The following is an 18,724-nucleotide window of genomic DNA, read 5'->3' on the forward strand; positions in this document are numbered from 1 at the left end:
CAGGGGCTTCCCCACGCGTCCCTGTACCGAGGAGAACTCACACCATGCGCATCAAGACGACCTTGCTGTCCACCACCCTCGCCTCGCTGCTGTTCGCCACCGCCTCGCTGGCCGCACAGGAGGCCACGCCGGACGGCCGTCAGCACGCTGCGGGCGAGTGCCGCGGTGGCAAGGGTGGCAAGGAAGGGAAGATGTTCCACAAGCTGGCGCGAATGGAGCACCGGCTGGATCGCGCCGTGGAGAAGGGCCGGCTGACGCAGGCGCAGGCGGACCAGTTCAAGGCCGAGGCCCGCCAGCTGCGCGACGAGGCACAGGCGCAGCGCCAGTCCAGCGGCGGCCAGCTCACGGACGCGCAGCGCGAGCAGCTCCGGCAGCGCAAGCAGGCCCTGCGCGAGAAGGTGAAGGCCGCGATGAAGGCCACCGCGCCGCAGGGGGTCTGAGTTGGCTCAGTCGAAGAGGCCCTGGAGGTAGAAGCGGCCGTCCTTCGCATCCCGGAACACCCACGCCGGGCCCATGCCCTCGAAGTGGACCCGGTAGTAGTCGCGGCTGTAGGGGTCCTTCGCCCACCACTCGCCGCCCAGGCGCTCCGGTCCAGCCATCGCCATCACCCGGCGCCGCTTGCCCAACAGCCACGCCGCGCGCAGTTCCCCAGACTCCGTCACCTCGGCGTCCAGCGTGGCCGGCTGCTCCAGCAGCCGCGAGGGCCGCTCCTTCAGCGCGTCCTCCAGCGGCACTTCCACCTCGGCCTCCGGCAGCAGTTCTCCCGCCATGCCTCGCGTGGTGGCCGGGGGATGGAAGGCCTGCGCCGCATAGGCCTGCTCCGGGCGGTGGACGGCCTCCAGCGAGGCGGAGAAGAGCGACTCCTCTCCCAGCGTCGTGACCAGCCGCGACAGCACCACCTCCAACGCAGCATCGCCCTCGGGCGTATCACCCAGCGCCAGCTGCTGCCCTCGGTCCTCGTTGTGCTCCTCCACCCGCACCGAGATCCCCGCTATTGGGTTCTCCACCCGCAGATCGGAGAGCTGGTGCCGCGCCAGATCCAGCAACAGCTTCGCCCGCGCCGTGGGCCGGGCCAGCGTCAGCGGCAGCTCCACCTGCCCCGTCGGATCCAGCTTCAGCACGAACTTCAACCGCACCGCCGCCCGCCGGCGCCCCGCCAGCCGCGCGCAGAGCCGATCCAGCAACGTCTTCAGCGCGAACTGCAGGGGCTCGAAGGACTCGGCAGGCCAGTCCAGCGTCATCCGCTCCTCGAGCACCTCCTCCAGCACCGCCGGAACGAAGGGTGTGTCATCCCCTCCCCCGCACAGCGTGTGAGCGCGCAGCCGTGACATGCCCCCGCGCGCCGCCACCGCTCCCGCAGGCAGCGCCGCCACCTCGCCCAGGGTTCTCAACCCAAGCGCCACGAAGGCCTCGCGCTCTGGCCCCTCCAGCGCCGCGAGCGGCAGCAGTGCCAACATCTGGGCACTCCCACCCTCCGGCACCACCAGTACGGGCCGCGTGCCATTCCGAGCCAAAGTCCGCGCCGTGAACAGCTCCGAGGCCACCACCGCCCGGCCCCGGTACCCATGGATCGAGCAGACCTCCAGCGCCCGCAGGCACAGCCCCTCCTCGCCTCCGAAGAGGTGCGCCGCGCTCGCGTCGAACCACAGCCCCTCCGGCGCGGAGAGCTGAAACCCCGGCGCGACGCACATCAGCGCCTCGCCCAGGGATGTCAGGGCACGGACCTCGTCCTCCTCCTTATAAGGAAAGTGCTGCAGCGAGGGCTCCAGGGCCGTCGCTGCCGTCAGCGTCATCCCCGGACGGACACCGGCCTTCAGGGCGCTCGTGGAAGCAAAGGCCACGCGCCGGGCACTCCGAACCTCCTCCTCCAGGACGAAGGGCTTTCCCGCCAGCACGGGCACCTCGATGACCTTCCGCTGCGCCGGGAAGCGCGAGAAGTGCAGATATCCCAGCCGCATGAGCCCCTCCTCCCTGCTCCCAACTCAGCGCGAGGCCGAGCCCGCCTTCAGCACCGCCCCCATGGAAGGCATGGAAGCATCCCGCCCAGGACGCTGGCCCAGGATTCCGCACCCGTTGCGCTTCTCCCAGGAACGCTCGCGATAGAAGTCCGGGACCAGCTCCTTCTCCGCCGGCATGTCCCCCGCGAGCAGCACGGACTCCTCACCCTCGGGACCCAGCGCCGGATAGAGCGCGTTCCACGGCAGCACGGCCCGCGTCCCCAGCCCGCCCTGGCGGCTGCGCACCACCTCCACGGAGACACCCTCGGGCCCCAGGGACTCGGTCCTCATGCGCGTCACACCGTCCGCCGGAGCGCTCGGAGAGGACAGCAGCAGCAACAGGCTCCCACCCCGGAAGGCCGCATCCGCGAGCTTCTTGCCCTCCGCCAGGGACAGCCGCAGGCCAGCGGACTTGCCGCCCGATGCGCTCGACGCGAGGCCGTGGTTCAAATCCAGCACCACGCACGCGAACGCGCCGCTCCGGGCCAGCTGCACCGCCGTCCACGCCAGCTGGGAGGGCTCCTTGGGGCGGATGATCAGCAACCGGGACAGGTCCACCCCCATGGCCGCGGCCGCGGGCGGATAGAGCTCCTTGGGCCCATCCACCCAGGCGCACAGCCGCTGCTCCTTGTGCGCGGCGGCCACCGCGCGCAGCGCCAGGCTGGTGCGCCCCGAGGCCGCCTCACCGCACAGCTCCACCGCCTGCCCCAGCGGGAAGCCGCCCGAGGGCAGCAGCGCGTCCACCTCCTCCACCCCGGTGCGCAGCGTGGCCAGATAGCTCCGAGGCGCGGCCTGCAGCTGGCGGATCCGCTCCCGCAGCTGCTCCACCACTGCTCCCGATCGCTGTTCCGCCGTCGCGCTCATCACACCGTCTCCGAGGCCGAGCCGATCTACACGCTCGTTCAGTATGCTCACGGATCTGCCCCTCGGCACGAAGGACCTGGTGCGGTGGTCGTGCGGGGACGAAAGGGGTATGCGGCGATCCTCGCGGGATCACAGGCACTCGCGCCTTCAATCCAACCTCCCAGGCCAGATCTGGGCAACGAATGTGCCGGGGCGCCTCGAGCCGCAGGCCACTCTCCAGCCGAAGGCCAGAGCCGGGATTTTTCCCTCGGAATGATCGCGCGGAGGCCGATTTCTCGGCCTCAAACGCGCGGGGCTCGCACCCCTACTGCGCGCAAAAAAGCTTGACTTCGACGGCCTGATCATCCGGCAGGCGAGTACAGTCGCCCAGGAAGAAGATGCGCGCGGGACGGTCCTCGCCGGACGGGTCGTAGCGCAGGTTCCCCGCCGCCACGCTGCACGTCTGCACCGAGCCATCCGCCCGCGTCACGTCCACGCGCGCCAGCCGCGGATCCGGCAGGTTCATCACCTCGATGCTCTGCGATATCGCCGCCAGCTCCGCGATGGCCACCAGCGTGTCGCGGTAGCTCGGCTTGCAGATGGAGTCCAGGTTCCGCAGCTGACTGTCGAAGCGCTCGGACATGGCGCGGTGGCGGAAGCCAGGACCGTAAGACGTTGGACACTCCACGTTGCGAACGACGATCCCCGTCGGTGTCGACTCCTGCACCGTTCCAGCCCGCTTGTCGCTCAGCGCCACCGGGCCAATTGTCGCCCACAGCACTTCGCGCGCCGCGCCCTTGCCGTCCTTCAGCCCCTGGAAGATCTGGAAGTAGTCGTCCACGGACGTGAGCAACGCGGCCTGCTCCGAGCACAAGTCCTTCGACGTGTCCTCCGTGAGCGCCACCGGCGGCGGGCGCAGCGTGGAGCTGCAGTCCTCCTCGTCCGTCACGACGACCACCAACAACCGGGCCCCGTCCCTCAGGAAGCCCCCGTTCCCCCCCTGCGCCAGCGGCGTGGTGGCCAGCGAGGAGGCCACCGCCAGCCGTACCGCCTCGAAGGGCGTCTCCTGGCCGCTGCCGAGCGTCCCCTGTTGGACCAGCCGCCCGAACTTCGGCAGCAGCTCTGGGTCCGAGCCCTCGATATAGCGCTCAGCGCTAGGCTCCTTGGCCGCCGTAGGAACGGGCCTCAGGTGGCCGGCCTCTTCGGGGTACTCGCGATAGAGGTCGCGGTTATCAATGAAGGAGCGCCGATAGACGGAGGTCGTAATCACCCCCACCCGGAAGTCTTGCGCCACCCCGCCTCCCTGCCGGAGCTCGGACACGAAGGCCGGCAGCTCCGTGGCAATGGCGAGCTGCTCCTCGGACATCGACCCGGAGTTGTCGATGACGAAGAGCACGTCCGTCTTCTGGGTGGCAATGCTGGGGGCGTCCGCCTGGCACTTGCCGGGGACGGTGGATCCCGCCTGGTCTACCGGCGAGCTACAGGCCACGGCCCATGCCAGGGCGGCGGCCATCAGTGGGGGACGAGCAGGCCTTCGGGCCCTCATGAGGGTTCCCTCCCGTATACGCAACGCGCTTGGACGCGCCGCATCGAATGAAATGGAATCTGGGGTTCAGCATGCCCCACCCGCCACGGCTTCGCGACAACCGTCTGGCAGGCAAACTCGCCTTCGGAAAAATGCACATCGCGTTTGCCATGGCCGTTTTGGTTGCTACGTTGGGTCAACTGGCACAGAAGAACAGCTTGTAATCAACAGCCCGACATGCGGTCGGGCACCTAGAGGGTCGAACGAATGTCTGACGAGAAGAAGAAAGGCTCCGCCGCCAGCGCCATGCCGACGGCCATGGCTCCGCCGGGCCTCATCAACAAAGAGGACATTCCGCAGGTCCTCCCCATTCTCCCCTTGCGGAACTCGGTGTTCTTCCCCGGTGGCGTGCTGCCGCTGGCGGTGGGCCGCCAGAAGACCATCGCGCTCATCAAGGACGCCGTGCGCGATGACCAAGTGATTGGCGTCGTCACCCAGCGCCGCGCCGAGGAGGAGGATCCCGGTGCTTCGGACCTCTACACCATGGGGACCGTGGCGCGCATCGTGAAGCTGCTGAAGATGGGCGAGGACAACTACTCGCTCGTCGTCCAGGGCCTGGCGCGCTTCCGCGTCATGGAGCTGGTGCAGGAGGCCCCCTACCTCAAGGCCCGCGTCGACGCCGTGGAGGACAAGACCTCCGCCGAGAACGTCGAGGTGGAGGCGCTCGGCATCAACCTGAAGAAGCTCGCCCGTGAGGTGATTGAGCTGATGCCGGAGCTGCCGGCCGCGGCCACCGAGCTGGTCGAGTCGATCACCCACCCGGGCCACCTGGCGGACCTCATCGCCGCCAACGTGGACGTGCCCATCGAGGAGAAGCAGGCCGTCCTGGAGACGGTGGACCTCAAGGCGCGCATGAAGCTCGTGCTGGAGCTGCTCAACCGCAAGCGCGAGATCCTCAAGCTCTCCAACAAGATCGACTCCGCCGTGAAGGGCGAGATGTCGAAGACCCAGCGCGAGTACTACCTGCGCCAGCAGCTCAAGGCGATCAAGGAAGAGCTCGGTGAGATGGGCGAGGAGGAGGAGGAGCTCGACGAGCTGCAGGAGCGCCTGAAGAAGGCCGGCCTGCCGCCCGACGTGGAGAAGGTGGCTCAGAAGGAGCTCAACCGCCTGAAGACCATTCCGGCGGCCTCCAGCGAGTACACCGTCGCCCGCACGTACCTGGACTGGATCGCGGATCTGCCCTGGGCCAAGCTGTCCGAGGACAACCTGGACATCGAGAACGCCCGGCAGGTGCTCGACAAGGACCACTACGGCATCAAGAAGGTGAAGAAGCGCATCCTGGAGTACTTGGCGGTGCGCAAGCTGAAGAACGACATGCGCGGCCCCATCCTCTGCCTGGTCGGTCCTCCGGGCGTGGGTAAGACGTCGCTCGGCCAGAGCGTCGCCAGGGCCACCGGCCGCAAGTTCGTCCGCCTGTCGCTGGGCGGCGTGCGCGACGAGGCGGAGATCCGTGGGCACCGGCGCACCTACGTCGGCGCGCTCCCGGGCCGCTTCATCCAGAGCATGAAGAAGGCCGGCACCAAGAACCCGGTGATGATGCTGGACGAGATCGACAAGCTCGGCGCGGACTTCCGCGGCGACCCGAGCGCGGCGCTGCTCGAGGTGCTGGATCCGGAGCAGAACAACACGTTCAGCGACCACTACCTGGATGTGCCGTTCGATCTGTCCAAGGTGATGTTCATCGCCACGGCGAACCAGCTGGATCCGATCCCTGGGCCGCTCCGTGACCGCATGGAGATCATCGAGCTCAGCGGCTACACCTTCGAGGAGAAGCAGAGCATCGCGCGGATCCACCTGGTGCCCAAGCAGCTCAAGGAGCACGGGCTGAGCGCGGACCACATCGAGATCTCCGACGAGGCGCTGCTGACGCTCACGACTTCGTACACGCGTGAGGCCGGTGTGCGTAACCTCGAGCGCCGCATCGCGGACATCTGCCGCGCGGTGGCGGTGGAGGTGGCCGGCGGGAAGACGGACAAGCAGTCCATCAACGGCGAGCGGGTCAAGGAGATCCTCGGGCCCGAGTCCTTCTACTCCGAGGTGGCCGAGCGCACGGAGGTTCCGGGCGTGGCCACGGGTCTGGCGTGGACGGCGGCCGGCGGTGACTTGCTCTTCATCGAGGCGACGAAGATGGCGGGCAAGGGCGGCATGACGCTCACCGGCCAGCTCGGCGACGTGATGAAGGAGAGCGCCACGGCGGCCCTCAGCTACCTGCGCAGCAAGGCGGAGGCGCTGGGCATCAACCCGAACTTCCTCGAGAAGACGGACCTGCACCTGCACTTCCCCGCGGGCTCCATCCCGAAGGACGGCCCCTCGGCCGGCGTCACCATCCTCACGGCGCTCACGAGCCTGCTGACGGGCATCCGGGTGCGCAGCGACACGGCGATGACGGGCGAGGCCACCCTGCGTGGCCTGGTGCTACCGGTGGGCGGCATCAAGGAGAAGGTGCTCGCGGCTCACCGCGCCGGCATCAAGCGGGTCATCCTGCCCGAGCGCTGCCGGAAGGATCTGGTGGACGTGCCGGATCAGGCCAAGAAGGAGCTGGAGTTCATCTTCGCCACGAAGATGGACGAGGTGCTGGTGGCGGCGCTGGAGACCTCGCCGTTCAAGACCCCGGCGGGCTCGGGCACTGGCGGCGAGCAGCCGGTGGCTCCGGTGGCCGGCTCCACCACGGACTCCCCGGAGATCCGGGCCGAGGCGTAAACAGGCTGTCGATCACCTCTGGGTGATGCAGTAGACGCGGGCAGGCTCCTTCGGGGGCCTGCCCGTTGTCGTTGGAGGCAACACGCTTTCCGCGGAGGGGCACTTCGATGAAGTACACGTACCTGGGACGCACGGACTTGAAGGTGTCGCGCATCTGGGTGCATGAGCTACGGCAGCACCTCGTGGCGCCCGTGGGTGCTGGACGAGGAGGCCGTGAAGCAGGTGGCCACGGCGCGAGGGAACTCGATGGCGGAGGTGGCCCTGGCGTGGCTGTTGTCCAAGCCCATGGTGACGGCGCCCATCGTCGGCGCGACGAAGCTGGACCACCTGGAGGCAGCCATCCGCGCGGTGGAGGTCCAGCTCTCGCCGGAGGACATCGCGGCGCTCGAGAAGCCCTACAAGCCGCACGAGGTCCGCGGCTTCTAACCCCGCTCGGGCTCTCGCGAGGGCTCCGGCCACAAGGAACGCCTGCGGGCCAGCTCGAGCACGCGGGCATTCTCGGGAACCCGGGTCAGGAAACGCTCCTGGGCTGCCGCATCGGGGAGCTGCTCCATCCGGAGGCGCAAGCACTCCACGGCCTTGCGCAGGGCGGCTTCGGCCGCTGCGTCATCCCCTTGGGACAGGCAGGCCGCCGTCAGCGCGTGCCAGCCGCTCACAGACGCCGCGCCCACGCCCCCCATCTGCTCCACCACCCGCACGCCCTCCTCCGCCTCCGCGCGGCTCTCCTGAGCGCGATCCTGGGCCAGCAGCGTCGCGCTCAGGCAGATCCGCGCGAAGACTTGGTAGACGGGAAGGCCCTCCAACCGTGCGCACGCCTCGCGAGCCCATTTCTCTGCTTCGCGGAGTGAGCCCTGCGCCAGCGATGCTCGGGCCAGCGCCGCGGTCGCGATGCCCTGGTGCTGCGGGTTCGTCCGCTCCGCCTCCAGCTCGAGGAGCGCCAAGCGGCGGGACTCCTCCTGATCCTCCGGCTCGGAGCTCCCCGACAGGACCAGGGCCATGTGGATCGAAAACCAGCTGCCCGCCCGGCCAAAGTATTTGATTCTCACCCGCTCTTCTCTCAGCACGGCTGAGGCCCGGGGCATCTCCCCCAGGGCAGCCAGGACCTGCCCGAGCAGGGCCCGGGTCACCAGCTGGTTCCTCTCCGCGCCGATTTTGCCAAAGGCCTCCAGGGACTCCTCCGCACCGAGCAGCGCTCGCCAGAGGCGAGTGCCGTAGTCGTACTCGACCTGGGCCTGCCCGAGGGACCACCAGCCATGGGCGAAAGCATCACGCTCCGCACCGTTTCTCGCGATCACGGCTTCGCGTTCCTGCACGAGCAGGGCCTTCTGCGGGTGGCCCGTCCATTGGTACATGCCACTGAGGAAAGCGAGCGCCTCGATGTACGGGGCCATGGCACCCGGGGCGGGTTGGATGCCCATCAGCCGGTGTGCGAGCTCGCTCGCCTCCTGGAAGCGTCCGCTCATGGCGTCCATCAGGATGAGGTTTCCCACCACCTGTATCCAGGCGCCACTCCCCTCGGCGAGCTTGGGCAGGACCTCATGGCTGACGGCGACGGTGCGGGCGAAGTCATCCATCCAGAAGGCGATGTCCGCCTCCAGCACCTGGAGCTCGGTGAGGATCTGCCCCGAAGGCTCACAGGCCAGCGCGGCCGCCAGACACCGCTGAGCCCCCTGCAGATCCGAGCGCTGCCGCTCGCAGTTGTGTTTGCAGGCGAGGACAAAGAAGTGGATGGCCTTCTGCTTCTCCCCACCGAGCTTGTAGTGCTCGGCCAGCACGATGGGCTCGGACTCGCCCACCGCCTCCAACCAGGTGCCAGCCCGTAGGTGCCCCACGGCGCGAAGGCTGTCGGGCACCAAGCTGTAGGCGGCGTCACGGACCAGGGCGTGGTGGAAGCGGTACTCGCTCTGCCCGGGGAAGCGGCTGCCCGGCTGCAGCTGCACCACCTCCAGTTCCACCAGCCGCTTCAGTCCCTCGGCGAGCCCCTCGGGGGACAGATACGACTCCAGCATCCTCTGGACTCCCTGGGCCCAGAAGGTGCGGCCGAAGATGCTGGCCGCCAGTGCCACACGCCGGGCTTCCCGATCCAGGCGCTGCAGGCGCGACTGGAGCATGGCCAGGACCGATCCGGGTAGCTCCTCGCCATGTCCCTCGGCCACGCTGCGAATCAGCTCCTCCAGGAACAGGGCATTGCCAGCCGCCTGCCCTACCAGGCGCGTGACGACGTCTTCGGGTACCTCGGGACCGAGAACCTCTTGAACCAGCCGAGTGCAGGCCTTGTGGCTCAGGCCTCGCAGCGGCACCTCTTGCAGGCCCCGTCCCCACAGCTTGGGAAACAGCTCTTTGACGTCGGGCCGCGCCAGCGCCAGCACCATCAACGGGTGATTGGAGAGCTCGCGCAGCACCTCCTCCACCAGGTGAATGGTGGGACCATCGCTCCAGTGCAGATCCTCCAGCATCAGCAGGACCGGACGCTGGGCGCACTCGGCCTTGAGCCAGGTGACCAAGCTCCGCGTCACCTGAGCGTTCATCAGCTGCGGATCCTCTCGGGCCGCGCGCAACCGGGGGCTGTCCTGTCCGGGGAATGGAATGGCACACAGCTCCCCCAGGAACTCGGTGACTTCCTGGTGCTGCTCCGGAGGCAGGTGCTGGGTGAGGCGCTGGACCAGCTTGGTGCGGCGGACCTCCAGCGGCTCGCCATCAACCACTTCGCAGAGCCGACGCACCGCCTGAGCCACCATGCCATAGGCGACGCTGGTGTTCATGAGATCACCCCGCCCCAGCAGGAGCAGCGGAGGCCTGGCGTGGCGCTCCAAGCGGCGCAGCAGCTCATGTCGCAGGCGTGACTTGCCCATGCCCGCAGGCGCGGTCACCAGCAATGCATGCGCGGAGCTGTCCTCCACGCAGCTGTTGAACGCCAGTTCCAGCAGGGCCAGCTCCTGCTCACGGCCGACACAGGGGGTAGGCCGCCCCAGCAGTGGACGGGAGGAGTCCACGCTCAGGGGCGCACCGTTCAGGAGAAAGAGCTCCGAGGACACCCGCTCCACCTGAAACCGCGAGCCCAGCAGCCCGGCCGTGGTCTCATCCACCAGCACCTGGGCTGTGGAGGCCGGAGGCTGGGTCTTCTGCAGCAGCAAGCCCGCCCTGTCGACCGCCTCTCCAACAGGCAGCGGTTGTCCTCGCAGACCCAGTCCGGTGGTCAGAGCCACGCGGCTGTCGGCCCAGCGCTCCCGGACCGCCAGGGCACAGTGCGCGGCCAGCGCGGCCTGATCGGTGGCCGTGCCGCGCTCGAGAGCGAAGGTGGCCAGCAGGGAGTTATCGGCCAACAGCACGGCCTGAGCCCCTTGGGCCTGCAGGCTCTGCAATACCAGCTGGAGATTCTGGTGGGCCTGCGACTCTTCCTCCAGGCTGAGCGTCGGTGCCTCCCGGAGGGGGAGCCGCGGAATGGCCAGCAGCACGCTCACCACGTGCCGCTCGGCGTGCGCTGGCAGAGCCCCCTCTCCAGTCGGCAGGCGTCCCGAGACATCCTTGAGATCCCACGAGGCCCCCGTGGGCGGAGGCAGCTCGGAGGGCAGCTCCAGGCTCTCGAGCGCGCGCAGCAGGTGTCCGGCGTTCGTGGGCCGCCGACTCGGCTCCTTGGACAGCAGCCTCTCCACCAACTCCTGGAGCGCGGTGGGCAACTCGGGCCTCAAGGTCTCCAAGCGCCTCGGCTCGGAGTAGAGGATCTTGGCCAGCACAGCGGCCATGTGCGGGGCACAGAAGGGGCTGAGCCCCGTGAGGCACTCGTAGAGAACGCACCCCAGGGAGAAGACGTCGGCGGCCGGAGTGATGTCCTGGTGACTGGAAGCCTGCTCAGGCGCCATGTACCCGGGAGTTCCCAGCACGGAGCTGGTGCTCGTGAGCGGCCGGGAGGCTGCGTTGATGCGTGCCACCCCGAAGTCCAGCAGCACCACGTCCCACGGCTGGCCCGAGCGGAGGAAGAGATTGGAGGGCTTGAGGTCGCGGTGGATGATGCCCTGCGCATGGGCGGTGGCCAGGGCATCCGCGGCGCGACGAATCAACTGCAGCGACTCGGAGAGGCTCAACGGCTTGTGCACCAGCCGGGAGGCGAGATCCTCCCCCTCCAGCCACTCCATGGCCAGGAAGGGCTGGTGCTCCTCGGTGAGGCCATGGGCCACGTAGGAGACGATTCCCGGGTGCCGCAGGGACGTCAGGATCTGAGCCTCGCGGGCAAAGCGGCGCGCCGCGTCGGAGTCGCTCGAGGCCTGGAGCAGCTTGAGGGCGATCGGGAGCCCGGTGTGCTCATCGCGAGCCTGGTAGACCACGCCCATCCCGCCACGGCCTGCCAAGCGCTGGAGCGTGAATCGCCGGGCGACCACAGCGCCTGGAGCCAGCTCACCAAAGGACTCAGAGACCATTGCGCTCCGAGCCTACTCGCAAGGTCTTGGCCAACGTAAGGCTCGAACGAGCAGCCCGTCGGGCCTACGTCACCTCAGGCCCCCCAGTCCCCCTCCCATGCGAGAGGCCTCCATCCCGAGCGACTCCCGAGCCAGCGCATCCGAGAGCAGCGTATCGAGCCGGAACGCGAGCCGCGCTTCCTGCACCACCTCCGACTTTCCCTCCTCGGTGAGCGGAAGCTTGTCCAGGTTTCCGTTCCCCCGGAGTCGCAGCAACTCCAAGGACTCGGCCTTCACAGCCTGGAAGAAGGCCGTCCCCTCCTCTTCGCTCAGCTCGAAGGTCCGCGCCACCTGGCTCGCGAGGACCGGGCCAGCCAGGATGTCCCGCGCGTAGCGCGCGTAGGCGTGCGCCACGAGCAGGTGCGGCGCCACCACGCGGAGTTGCCGGATGCGCTCCACGTGAAGGGCCGAGAGATGGTCCGGCCGAGGAGCCTCCTGCCACGAATCCCCCAGGAAGCAGCGCAGATCCGCCTCGATCGCGCGCGAGCGCCAGAGCTCCGGCAGCAAGAAGCCCCCCACCACCGGATGGCCGCAGAGCGACTCCATCGCGGCTTCGAGCGCCTCGTAAACCTCCAGCAGGCACTGCAGATACGTGACGTAGTGGCGCCCCCGCACGAGCTGTCCGTACACGCTCGTTCCCCACGGGCCTCGGAAGAGGCTCCGCAGGAAGGGCGTCTGATCTGCCTCTCGCCGCGTGGCCGCCGTCCCCTCCTCCAGCCGCACGGACAGAGACACCTGCCCTGTGACAGGGATGCGGTCCATGAGGCTCACGACAGTGGCTGCGGACATGGTGCCCTCTTTGAATTGATAACGATTATCAAAATCAAAATCATAATGCACGCTCCCCACCCAACCGTCAAGCCCTCCAAACGAAGCCTGGTGCCGGGTGAACACGGCCGTGCGGTGGGGCCCCACGGGTCTGGCTGTCAGACAGGTTGGGCGAGAACGCGACCGGCAGGGCCCCAGCCAGCGCGTTGCCTCGGGACATGAGAAGATGGGGAACCGCTCGGCCCACCCGAGTGTCGGAACCGCCATGCTGAGAGTCTCGAGGCTGCTTCTGGGATGGTTGGTGCTCGCCGGATGTGCCGAGCCCGCGAACGCGCAACCCGCTCCAGCCGTCCCCTCGTCCCCCGTGGAGGACGCCCCCGCCGCGAGTGCCTCCCAGGAGACGCCCCCGCGTGCGGAGCCGGCCACCCTGCCCGCCTGGCCCGCTGCCACCGCACCGCTCACGGCGCAGCCACTCCAGGTGCCCAAGGGCTATCGCAAGAAGCGCATCTACCTGGACGCGGGCCATGGCTACCGCGCCAACACCGGCAACACGTCCGTCACCTGCGAGACCGAGGCGGACAACATGCTCCGGGTGGCCGAGGATCTGGCGCGCCGGCTCGAGGCCACGGGCCACTTCAAGGTCCGCCTGAGCCGCAGGGCCGGGAAGGAGGTCCACTACCGCACCCGCGTCTCCGAGGCGGAGAGCTGGAACGCCGATGCCTTCGTGAGCCTCCACTCGGATTCACGCGGCGAGGCCGCCTGGTGGGAGGCGGCCCCCGGCCAGAAGTGCCTGCGCCAGGACACGACGCCGGGCTACAGCGTGCTCTGGTCGGACGAGACAGCCGATCCCCTGAAGACCCGCCGCGTGACGCTGGCCCGCGGGCTGGCCCAGCGCATCGGCGCGGCGGGCTTCCTGCCTTATGACGGCGTGGACTACGTGGGCCTCTACGAGGGCGATCCCGAGCACCCGGGCGTCTTCGTGGACCGGCACGAGCCCGGCCTTCGGATCATGATGCTGCGCCGGCCGCGCGTTCCCTCGGTCATCATCGAGACGCACCACGCGCTCGACTTCGAGGAGGCGGCGCGCTGGAAGGAGCTCCGGACGTTGGAGGCTTTCGCCGCGGCGGTGGCGCAGGGGCTGGTGGATGGACTCTCCGACTCGCCCTCCCCTGCTGCGCCCATGGCGACGACCGGGGTGGCCGCGCAGAAGTAGCGCACGGCCCGTCCGCCCGGGGCCTCACTTCTCCTTCGCGAGCTCGTCCACCTGCTTCTGGAGCCCGTCGGCCTCCTCGAAGAACTCATCCACTGACGAGGCAGGTATCAGCCGGACGGAGGACGGCAGCAACGCGCGGGGGAAGCTCAGAGAGGAGCTGAAACCCTCGTTGCCCAGCAGCTCCTGCGCCTGGATGAGTGAGCCCAGGCCCAGGACGATCGCGCCAATCATCGCTCCCAGCCGCCGCGAGTCCCAGCGCGTCACGTAGCGCAGGTGCCAGAACAGTCCCCACGCCACCAGCGCCAGGTAACAGAGCAGCCCCAGCCACTGGCGGCTCGTGCTCCAGCCCAGGCTGAAGCTCAGAAGGAGCATCAGGCCGGGGATGCAGATGAAGCCCAGCAGCATCAGGCTGCCGATGGCTCCATGGGCCCGGAAGTAGAACTGGCGGCGCGCGATCCGGCTCGCGATGGACCAGCCGCCCGCCCAGGCCAACGCGAGCGCGGTGGGCAGCAACATGGAGAAAACCAGCTCGCCCCAGTCCGTCTCGTCGTAGCTGGAGATGTACGTGGAGAGCATCGACGCCAGCATCACCACGCCAAGCGACGCCAGGAACGTCTGCGGCCGATCCAGGAGACGCTGATGAGGCCGGACCGGGGCCTCGGCCAGCAGCGCTTCGGGCACCTCGAAGCTGCGCCCGCGGAAGCGCAGCATGGTGTCGCCCACCATCACCCGTGCGTCCTGCGCCAGCGTCATCTCCGCCATGCGCGCCCAGGGCTCCACCCGGAACGTGCCGTTGCGGCTGCCCACGTCCCGCACCAGGAGCCCGCCATCCTCGGTGCGCTCGATGCGCAGGTGCGCCGGGGACACCTTGGGATCATCCAGGATGATGTCATTGGCGTAGCCGCGCCCCACCGTGGCGGGGAAGCGCTCCAGCCGGTGGCGCACGTGGACGACGTCCCCTTCCAGCACCTCCAGGAAGATCACTTCGTCCACGACAAGCCCTCCAGGTAGTGGCGCGCGAGCTTCCGGGCGTTCTCCGGCGAGAAGCCCGCCAGGGTGAAGCTCGTGTCGACGCCCTGGTTGTTCGAGGGGAGCGTGGCGGCGCGCAGCACCAGATCGTAGAGCCCCGGGAACTTCTTGTAGGCGCGCAGGCACAGCGCGGCGCGCAGGGTGAGCCCTCCGGTGCTCACGAACTCCGAGTTGCACCGGAAGTTCGTCACGTCCTCGCGGGTGGCCTCCACCACCGCCGGATCCGCGGAGAAGTACGCGCTGAACACCGCGGAGAAGCGCAGCGCTCCCAGCTTGGTCGAGGACAGGTACTGGTGGTTGTACGAGACCGCCCCGGTGCGATGGTCCGACGAGAGGTACAGATCGTCTTCGGAGGAGCACTGGTAGCTCGTCACGGTGTACTGAGCCTCGGGATCGTGCGGGGTGTCGCCCCAGCACTTGAGGAAGGGCAGCCAGCGCCCGGGGACGCGATAGGGCCCCAGGCTCTGCTGCGGCAGAGGCGTGGCGAGCAGGCGCTCGGTGATGCGCTGCTGGTGTTCGCGCAGCTGCGTTCCGACGGAGGCCAGCAGCGCGGAGGGCTCCGAGTCCTCCGGCTTGGCCGCGAGCGCGCGCGTCAGCAACGCCTGGGCGTGCTCCACCGGCACGAGGAAGCCCACCTGGTTCCCCATGGTGGCCACGTTGACGCCCACCACACGGCCCTCTCCGGTGAGCGAGGGCCCACCGCTCATGCCCGGGTTGATGGCGCCGGTGAAGTGCACGCGATCATAGAGGGCGTCATGGACCAGCCCGTTGTAGGTGCCCTCGACGATCGTGATGCCCAGATCGCGCGGGTTGCCCATGGCGAACAGGCGCGTGCCCTGTGGGGGCGGCTTGTCCAGCAGTTGGAAGAAGTCCGGCACCGGCTGCGCAAGCCGGATCACCGCGAGATCGTGCACCACGTCCACATCGAGCAGCTTCACCGCCACCGGGTCCTGGCCATCCCGGACGATCTCGGCGGTGTAGTCCTCCGGGTGCATCACCAGATCCGAGACGACGTGGTAGTTCGTCAGGGCGTGCCCGTCCGCGCTCACGAAGAAGGCCGAGCCGATAGACGACTTGGTGCCCGAGCGGCTCTCGATGATGCGGACCTGGGCCACGCGGCGCTTGATGCGCTCGAACAGCTCATGCGTGGCGGGAGGCAGTGACGCCACAGGGAGTTGCGGCACAGCCTCCGGCGCCCCTGAATCAGGCGCGGGAGAGTCGGGCTGGGCCGCCCCGGAGACCGGAGAAGGCACCGGAGGCTGCGCAGGCGCCGGGGCTTGCGCGAGGAGGACAGCAACGAGGAGAGCAACCATTCTGGCCCCACAGTAGCGGAGGCGCGACCCTCTCGGGGGCGTGGGAAATGGCCTCGGAAACCGCTCGGCCCCTCCGGACAACCTGCTGGGTCGCGAGACTGATCACGAGTTCGCCAACCTGTTGCGTCACTTCTTCTCGGTGACGGCGAGGAACCCGCTGAACGTGCCCCCCGTGTCCATGTTCCCGCCCTGGAGCGCAGCCGGGTACAAGCGCGACACGTTGCCATCCAGATAGAGCGCGTCCTTGCACCCCAGCTGGGTCCGGAACAGCTCCGCGAACGTCTCCAACCGCACCGGCTCGCTGGAGAGGACGAGGTGCACCCGCTGAGCATTCCCCGCGTCCACGCCCACGCCGCTCCGGGTGGCCAGCCCCTTGGACGTGTTGAACCCGGGATGCACCTTCCCCTCCGAGAGCAACAACGGACCGGACTGCGTTGCCTGCCGCACGGAAGCCTGGGTGCCGTAACGGGAGGCCTCGACGACCCGAGCCCCCTCCGCCCCCATCAGGAAGACCCCGTTCGGCTTCCAATAGAAGTTGCCGCGGCCCTCACGGAGGTTGAGCGGCGCCAGTTCCTTCCCGTCCTGGATGAAGAGGCCCGTGGGCACCTCTCCCGGCTCGAAGATGCCCGCGTTCGTGGCGGCCAGCAGCCGCTCACCCTTCCCTGTGAGCCAGGACTCCAGGGCCTCGAAGGTCCTCAGCGGCTGGCCGTCGTCGTCCTGCCGCAGCAACCGCAGCGACGCGCGGCGCAGGTCGACGGTCACCACCTGGAAGCTCGCGCCCTCGAAGCGCACCGTCCTCACCTCGACCGGAGAGGAAGCCCGCTCCTTTCCGGCCGACTCGGGAGGAGCAGCCCCTCCGAGCGTTCCGCCCAGCAGCGCCGCGATCAATACCCCTCGGGGGAAAAACATGAGGAGGAAGCATAGAGCCCTCCTCCCCGTGCCGTCCTTGACTCGTCTTTGCTTAGCGTTTTCGTTGAGGCAGACTTTTGCTCACACGACGGAGACTCAGAGATGTCCCTCCCAAACTATGAAACGGTGGATGGCTCGACTCCGGAGATCACGCCGCTGGCGGAGGAGCACGGACGACGGCTTCCACTCTCCGCTTTCACGCTGCTGGCGGGCGGAGATGTCTTCGAGTCCCGGGGCGGCAAGCCTCCCGCGGATGGAGCGGCCCGGGCCCGCGCGTACCTGAAGGCCCAGGTCACGCTCATGCCCCACGGCGCCTCCGCCGAGCACATCCAGCGCGTGGAGGCAGACATCGTCCGGCAACTGTCGGGCAACCTCCAGCTCATCGGGCGCATGGAGGCCTCGAGGCCGGTGACAATCGACCTCATCCCTCCAGGCCAGCCCATGGCGAAGTACGGCTACCCGCGCTCGGTGTCGCCGCTGGCGGCGGGGCTGTTCTGGGATCACCCGGACTGGGAGCGAGCACGCATCGCGCTGCGCCAGGACAAGCTCGGCTCGGAGCCGCACCTCGTCTTTCACGAGGTGGCGCACGCCATCCAGGGCCTGGCCTTCACCCACGAGGAGAACGAGCTCGTCTACCGGACCCTGCTGCGCACCTACCGCCAGCGCGCCAGGGTGGACGAGGTGTTCGCGCTCTACAGCGAGCGAGAATTCGTGCCCCAAGTCACCGCCCATGATCTGCGCGCGCCCGGCGTGTACGGCCTGGCGCGCCAGCGCTGGAACGAGGAGCACCTGTTCACCCGCTTCGTGCGCAACCTGTACTTCCCCTACAAGCCGCTGGCGGGCCAGGGCTCGGGGGGATTCAGCTCGTCCTTCGGCTGATTCCCAGCCTGCTCTCCAGGCAAGAAGCGCGGTACCGCACCGGTCCGATCGCCTTGACAGCGTGTCCGCTATAACGGATATATAGAATATCCGTTTTCACGGACGCATGTCCGATAACGAAGAGGATGCCCCCATGAGCGCCGCTGTCATCGACCTGCAGGACTTCCGCAAGAAGCGTGAGGCCGAGCAGTGTCAGATGGCCCGGCCCGCCCCAATTCGGCCTTGGCTGCCGGTCTGGGTGTGGGTAATGGTTTGGCCCGCATGAAGTCCGTCAGGGAGAACACCGGACGCAAGAGCAAGGGGCCTTCCCGCCGCAAGGAGGCGGAGCCCGCCCTCGAGGCTGCGGACGTGTCTCCCGAGCCCCCTCCCCCACCGGCAGCCAAGCCACCCGACGATCGAGCCCCCGCTGCCGCTTCTCCCAACGGAGAAGAGACCTGGACGTACGAGGTGGCCCACCCGGATGCCGATCAGGATCTGGCGCCCATTGTCGGCCGGAACCTGCGGAGGCTGCGGGTGCAGCGAGGGCTGTCGCTCGAGCGGCTGTCGAAGGCCTCGGGCGTGAGCCGGGCCATGCTGGGCCAGATTGAGTTGGGCCAGAGCGCGCCGACCATCAACGTGCTGTGGAAGATCGCCCGGGCGCTGGATCTGCCGTTCTCGGCGCTCATCAGCACCACGGGTGGCGCGGGCACGCGGCTGATGCGGGCCTCACAGGCCAAGCGGCTCACCTCGCACGATGGGCGCTTCGCGTCGCGGGCGCTGTTCCCGTTCGACGAGCCTCGGCGGGTGGAGTTCTACGAGCTGCTGCTGAAGGCCCACAGCGAGGAGCGGGCGGATGCGCACCCACCCGGCACGCTGGAGAACCTGATGGTCACCCGCGGCACCTTGGAGATGGAGGTGGGCCCGGAGCGCCACCTTCTGGCCGCGGGGGACGCCATCCTCTTCGAGGCGGACAAGCCCCACGTCTACCGCAACGTGGGGCCCGAGGACGTCACCATGTACCTGGTGATGACGTACGCCGAAGAGGTCGGCTGAGC

14 protein-coding genes are annotated in these 18,724 nt (G+C 68.5%); 6 read left to right on the plus strand and 8 right to left on the minus strand.

What is annotated here, in order from left to right; all coding sequences use genetic code 11:
* The first annotated feature begins 44 nt into the window (after positions 1 to 44).
* Positions 45 to 440 (plus strand): hypothetical protein, encoded by a 396-nt coding sequence (locus tag DB31_RS10285; protein WP_044185791.1) that lies wholly within the window; start codon positions 45 to 47, stop codon positions 438 to 440.
* Between the two features lie 6 nt (positions 441 to 446).
* On the opposite strand, the gene DB31_RS10290 is transcribed toward DB31_RS10285, so the two are convergent.
* The 3 genes from DB31_RS10290 to DB31_RS10300 all read right to left on the minus strand — a co-directional run bounded on the left by DB31_RS10290 (position 447) and on the right by DB31_RS10300 (position 4,386).
* The gene (locus DB31_RS10290; RefSeq protein ID WP_044185792.1) at positions 447 to 1,958 is read right to left on the minus strand and encodes a Y-family DNA polymerase; all 1,512 of its coding nucleotides are present in this window, start codon (positions 1,956 to 1,958) and stop codon (positions 447 to 449) included.
* A 24-nt stretch (positions 1,959 to 1,982) separates the two neighbouring features.
* On the minus strand, positions 1,983 to 2,861 hold the full coding sequence (locus DB31_RS10295; RefSeq protein WP_044185793.1) for an ImuA family protein: 879 nt from the start codon (positions 2,859 to 2,861) through the stop codon (positions 1,983 to 1,985).
* A gap of 304 nt (positions 2,862 to 3,165) precedes the next feature.
* On the minus strand, positions 3,166 to 4,386 hold the full coding sequence (locus DB31_RS10300) for a vWA domain-containing protein (RefSeq protein WP_044185794.1): 1,221 nt from the start codon (positions 4,384 to 4,386) through the stop codon (positions 3,166 to 3,168).
* Positions 4,387 to 4,632: 246 nt separating this feature from the next.
* Here DB31_RS10300 and lon point away from each other — a divergent pair, with 246 nt between their 5' ends.
* Entirely contained in the window at positions 4,633 to 7,125 is a 2,493-nt protein-coding gene (gene lon, locus DB31_RS10305) for an endopeptidase La (protein ID WP_044185795.1), read from the plus strand.
* Positions 7,126 to 7,287: 162 nt separating this feature from the next.
* Entirely contained in the window at positions 7,288 to 7,551 is a 264-nt protein-coding gene (locus DB31_RS10310) for an aldo/keto reductase (RefSeq protein ID WP_044185796.1), read from the plus strand.
* Here the strand turns inward: DB31_RS10310 and DB31_RS10315 are convergent.
* Positions 7,548 to 11,540: a serine/threonine-protein kinase gene (locus DB31_RS10315; RefSeq protein WP_044185798.1), complete on the minus strand. Its 3,993-nt coding sequence runs from the start codon at positions 11,538 to 11,540 to the stop codon at positions 7,548 to 7,550. The two genes, DB31_RS10310 and DB31_RS10315, sit on opposite strands and share 4 nt — an antisense overlap.
* A gap of 69 nt (positions 11,541 to 11,609) precedes the next feature.
* Entirely contained in the window at positions 11,610 to 12,368 is a 759-nt protein-coding gene (locus tag DB31_RS10320; protein ID WP_044185800.1) for a biliverdin-producing heme oxygenase, read from the minus strand.
* Positions 12,369 to 12,612: 244 nt separating this feature from the next.
* Here DB31_RS10320 and DB31_RS10325 point away from each other — a divergent pair, with 244 nt between their 5' ends.
* A complete protein-coding gene (locus DB31_RS10325; protein ID WP_044186219.1) occupies positions 12,613 to 13,560 on the plus strand; it encodes an N-acetylmuramoyl-L-alanine amidase family protein in 948 nt (315 codons plus the stop codon).
* Between the two features lie 24 nt (positions 13,561 to 13,584).
* Here the strand turns inward: DB31_RS10325 and DB31_RS10330 are convergent, their stop codons facing one another.
* From DB31_RS10330 to DB31_RS10340, 3 genes are all read right to left on the minus strand, one after another.
* Positions 13,585 to 14,553, minus strand: a complete 969-nt coding sequence (locus DB31_RS10330) for an FHA domain-containing protein (RefSeq protein ID WP_044185801.1) — start codon at positions 14,551 to 14,553, stop codon at positions 13,585 to 13,587.
* Positions 14,541 to 15,902 carry a S1C family serine protease gene (locus DB31_RS10335; protein WP_044185803.1) on the minus strand — a complete coding sequence of 454 codons (1,362 nt, stop codon included), beginning with the start codon at positions 15,900 to 15,902 and terminating at the stop codon, positions 14,541 to 14,543. The genes DB31_RS10330 and DB31_RS10335 overlap by 13 nt, the downstream gene beginning before the upstream one ends.
* 126 nt (positions 15,903 to 16,028) lie before the next feature.
* Entirely contained in the window at positions 16,029 to 16,811 is a 783-nt protein-coding gene (locus DB31_RS10340) for a phosphodiester glycosidase family protein (protein WP_157231907.1), read from the minus strand.
* A gap of 102 nt (positions 16,812 to 16,913) precedes the next feature.
* Between DB31_RS10340 and DB31_RS10345 the strand changes: the two genes are divergently transcribed.
* Both DB31_RS10345 and DB31_RS10350 read left to right on the plus strand, forming a co-directional pair.
* Positions 16,914 to 17,690 (plus strand): hypothetical protein, encoded by a 777-nt coding sequence (locus tag DB31_RS10345; protein ID WP_044185805.1) that lies wholly within the window; start codon positions 16,914 to 16,916, stop codon positions 17,688 to 17,690.
* A 261-nt stretch (positions 17,691 to 17,951) separates the two neighbouring features.
* Positions 17,952 to 18,722, plus strand: coding sequence for a helix-turn-helix domain-containing protein (locus DB31_RS10350; protein ID WP_083968107.1), 771 nt, complete (start codon positions 17,952 to 17,954; stop codon positions 18,720 to 18,722).
* Positions 18,723 to 18,724 lie beyond the last annotated feature (2 nt).

Source organism: Hyalangium minutum, from assembly GCF_000737315.1.
GTDB lineage: Bacteria > Myxococcota > Myxococcia > Myxococcales > Myxococcaceae > Hyalangium > Hyalangium minutum.

Bases quoted from the DNA above. Each gene is read 5' to 3' on its own strand.
- lon (WP_044185795.1), top strand. From the start codon at position 4,633: ATGTCTGACGAGAAGAAGAAAGGCTCCGCCGCCAGCGCCATGCCGACG.
- DB31_RS10295 (WP_044185793.1), bottom strand. From the start codon at position 2,861: ATGAGCGCGACGGCGGAACAGCGATCGGGAGCAGTGGTGGAGCAGCTG.
- DB31_RS10290 (WP_044185792.1), bottom strand. From the start codon at position 1,958: ATGCGGCTGGGATATCTGCACTTCTCGCGCTTCCCGGCGCAGCGGAAG.
- DB31_RS10350 (WP_083968107.1), top strand. From the start codon at position 17,952: ATGAAGTCCGTCAGGGAGAACACCGGACGCAAGAGCAAGGGGCCTTCC.
- DB31_RS10315 (WP_044185798.1), bottom strand. From the start codon at position 11,540: ATGGTCTCTGAGTCCTTTGGTGAGCTGGCTCCAGGCGCTGTGGTCGCC.
- DB31_RS10325 (WP_044186219.1), top strand. From the start codon at position 12,613: ATGCTGAGAGTCTCGAGGCTGCTTCTGGGATGGTTGGTGCTCGCCGGA.
- DB31_RS10345 (WP_044185805.1), top strand. From the start codon at position 16,914: ATGTCCCTCCCAAACTATGAAACGGTGGATGGCTCGACTCCGGAGATC.
- DB31_RS10310 (WP_044185796.1), top strand. From the start codon at position 7,288: ATGAGCTACGGCAGCACCTCGTGGCGCCCGTGGGTGCTGGACGAGGAG.
- DB31_RS10340 (WP_157231907.1), bottom strand. From the start codon at position 16,811: ATGTTTTTCCCCCGAGGGGTATTGATCGCGGCGCTGCTGGGCGGAACG.
- DB31_RS10320 (WP_044185800.1), bottom strand. From the start codon at position 12,368: ATGTCCGCAGCCACTGTCGTGAGCCTCATGGACCGCATCCCTGTCACA.
- DB31_RS10335 (WP_044185803.1), bottom strand. From the start codon at position 15,902: ATGGTTGCTCTCCTCGTTGCTGTCCTCCTCGCGCAAGCCCCGGCGCCT.
- DB31_RS10300 (WP_044185794.1), bottom strand. From the start codon at position 4,386: ATGAGGGCCCGAAGGCCTGCTCGTCCCCCACTGATGGCCGCCGCCCTG.
- DB31_RS10285 (WP_044185791.1), top strand. From the start codon at position 45: ATGCGCATCAAGACGACCTTGCTGTCCACCACCCTCGCCTCGCTGCTG.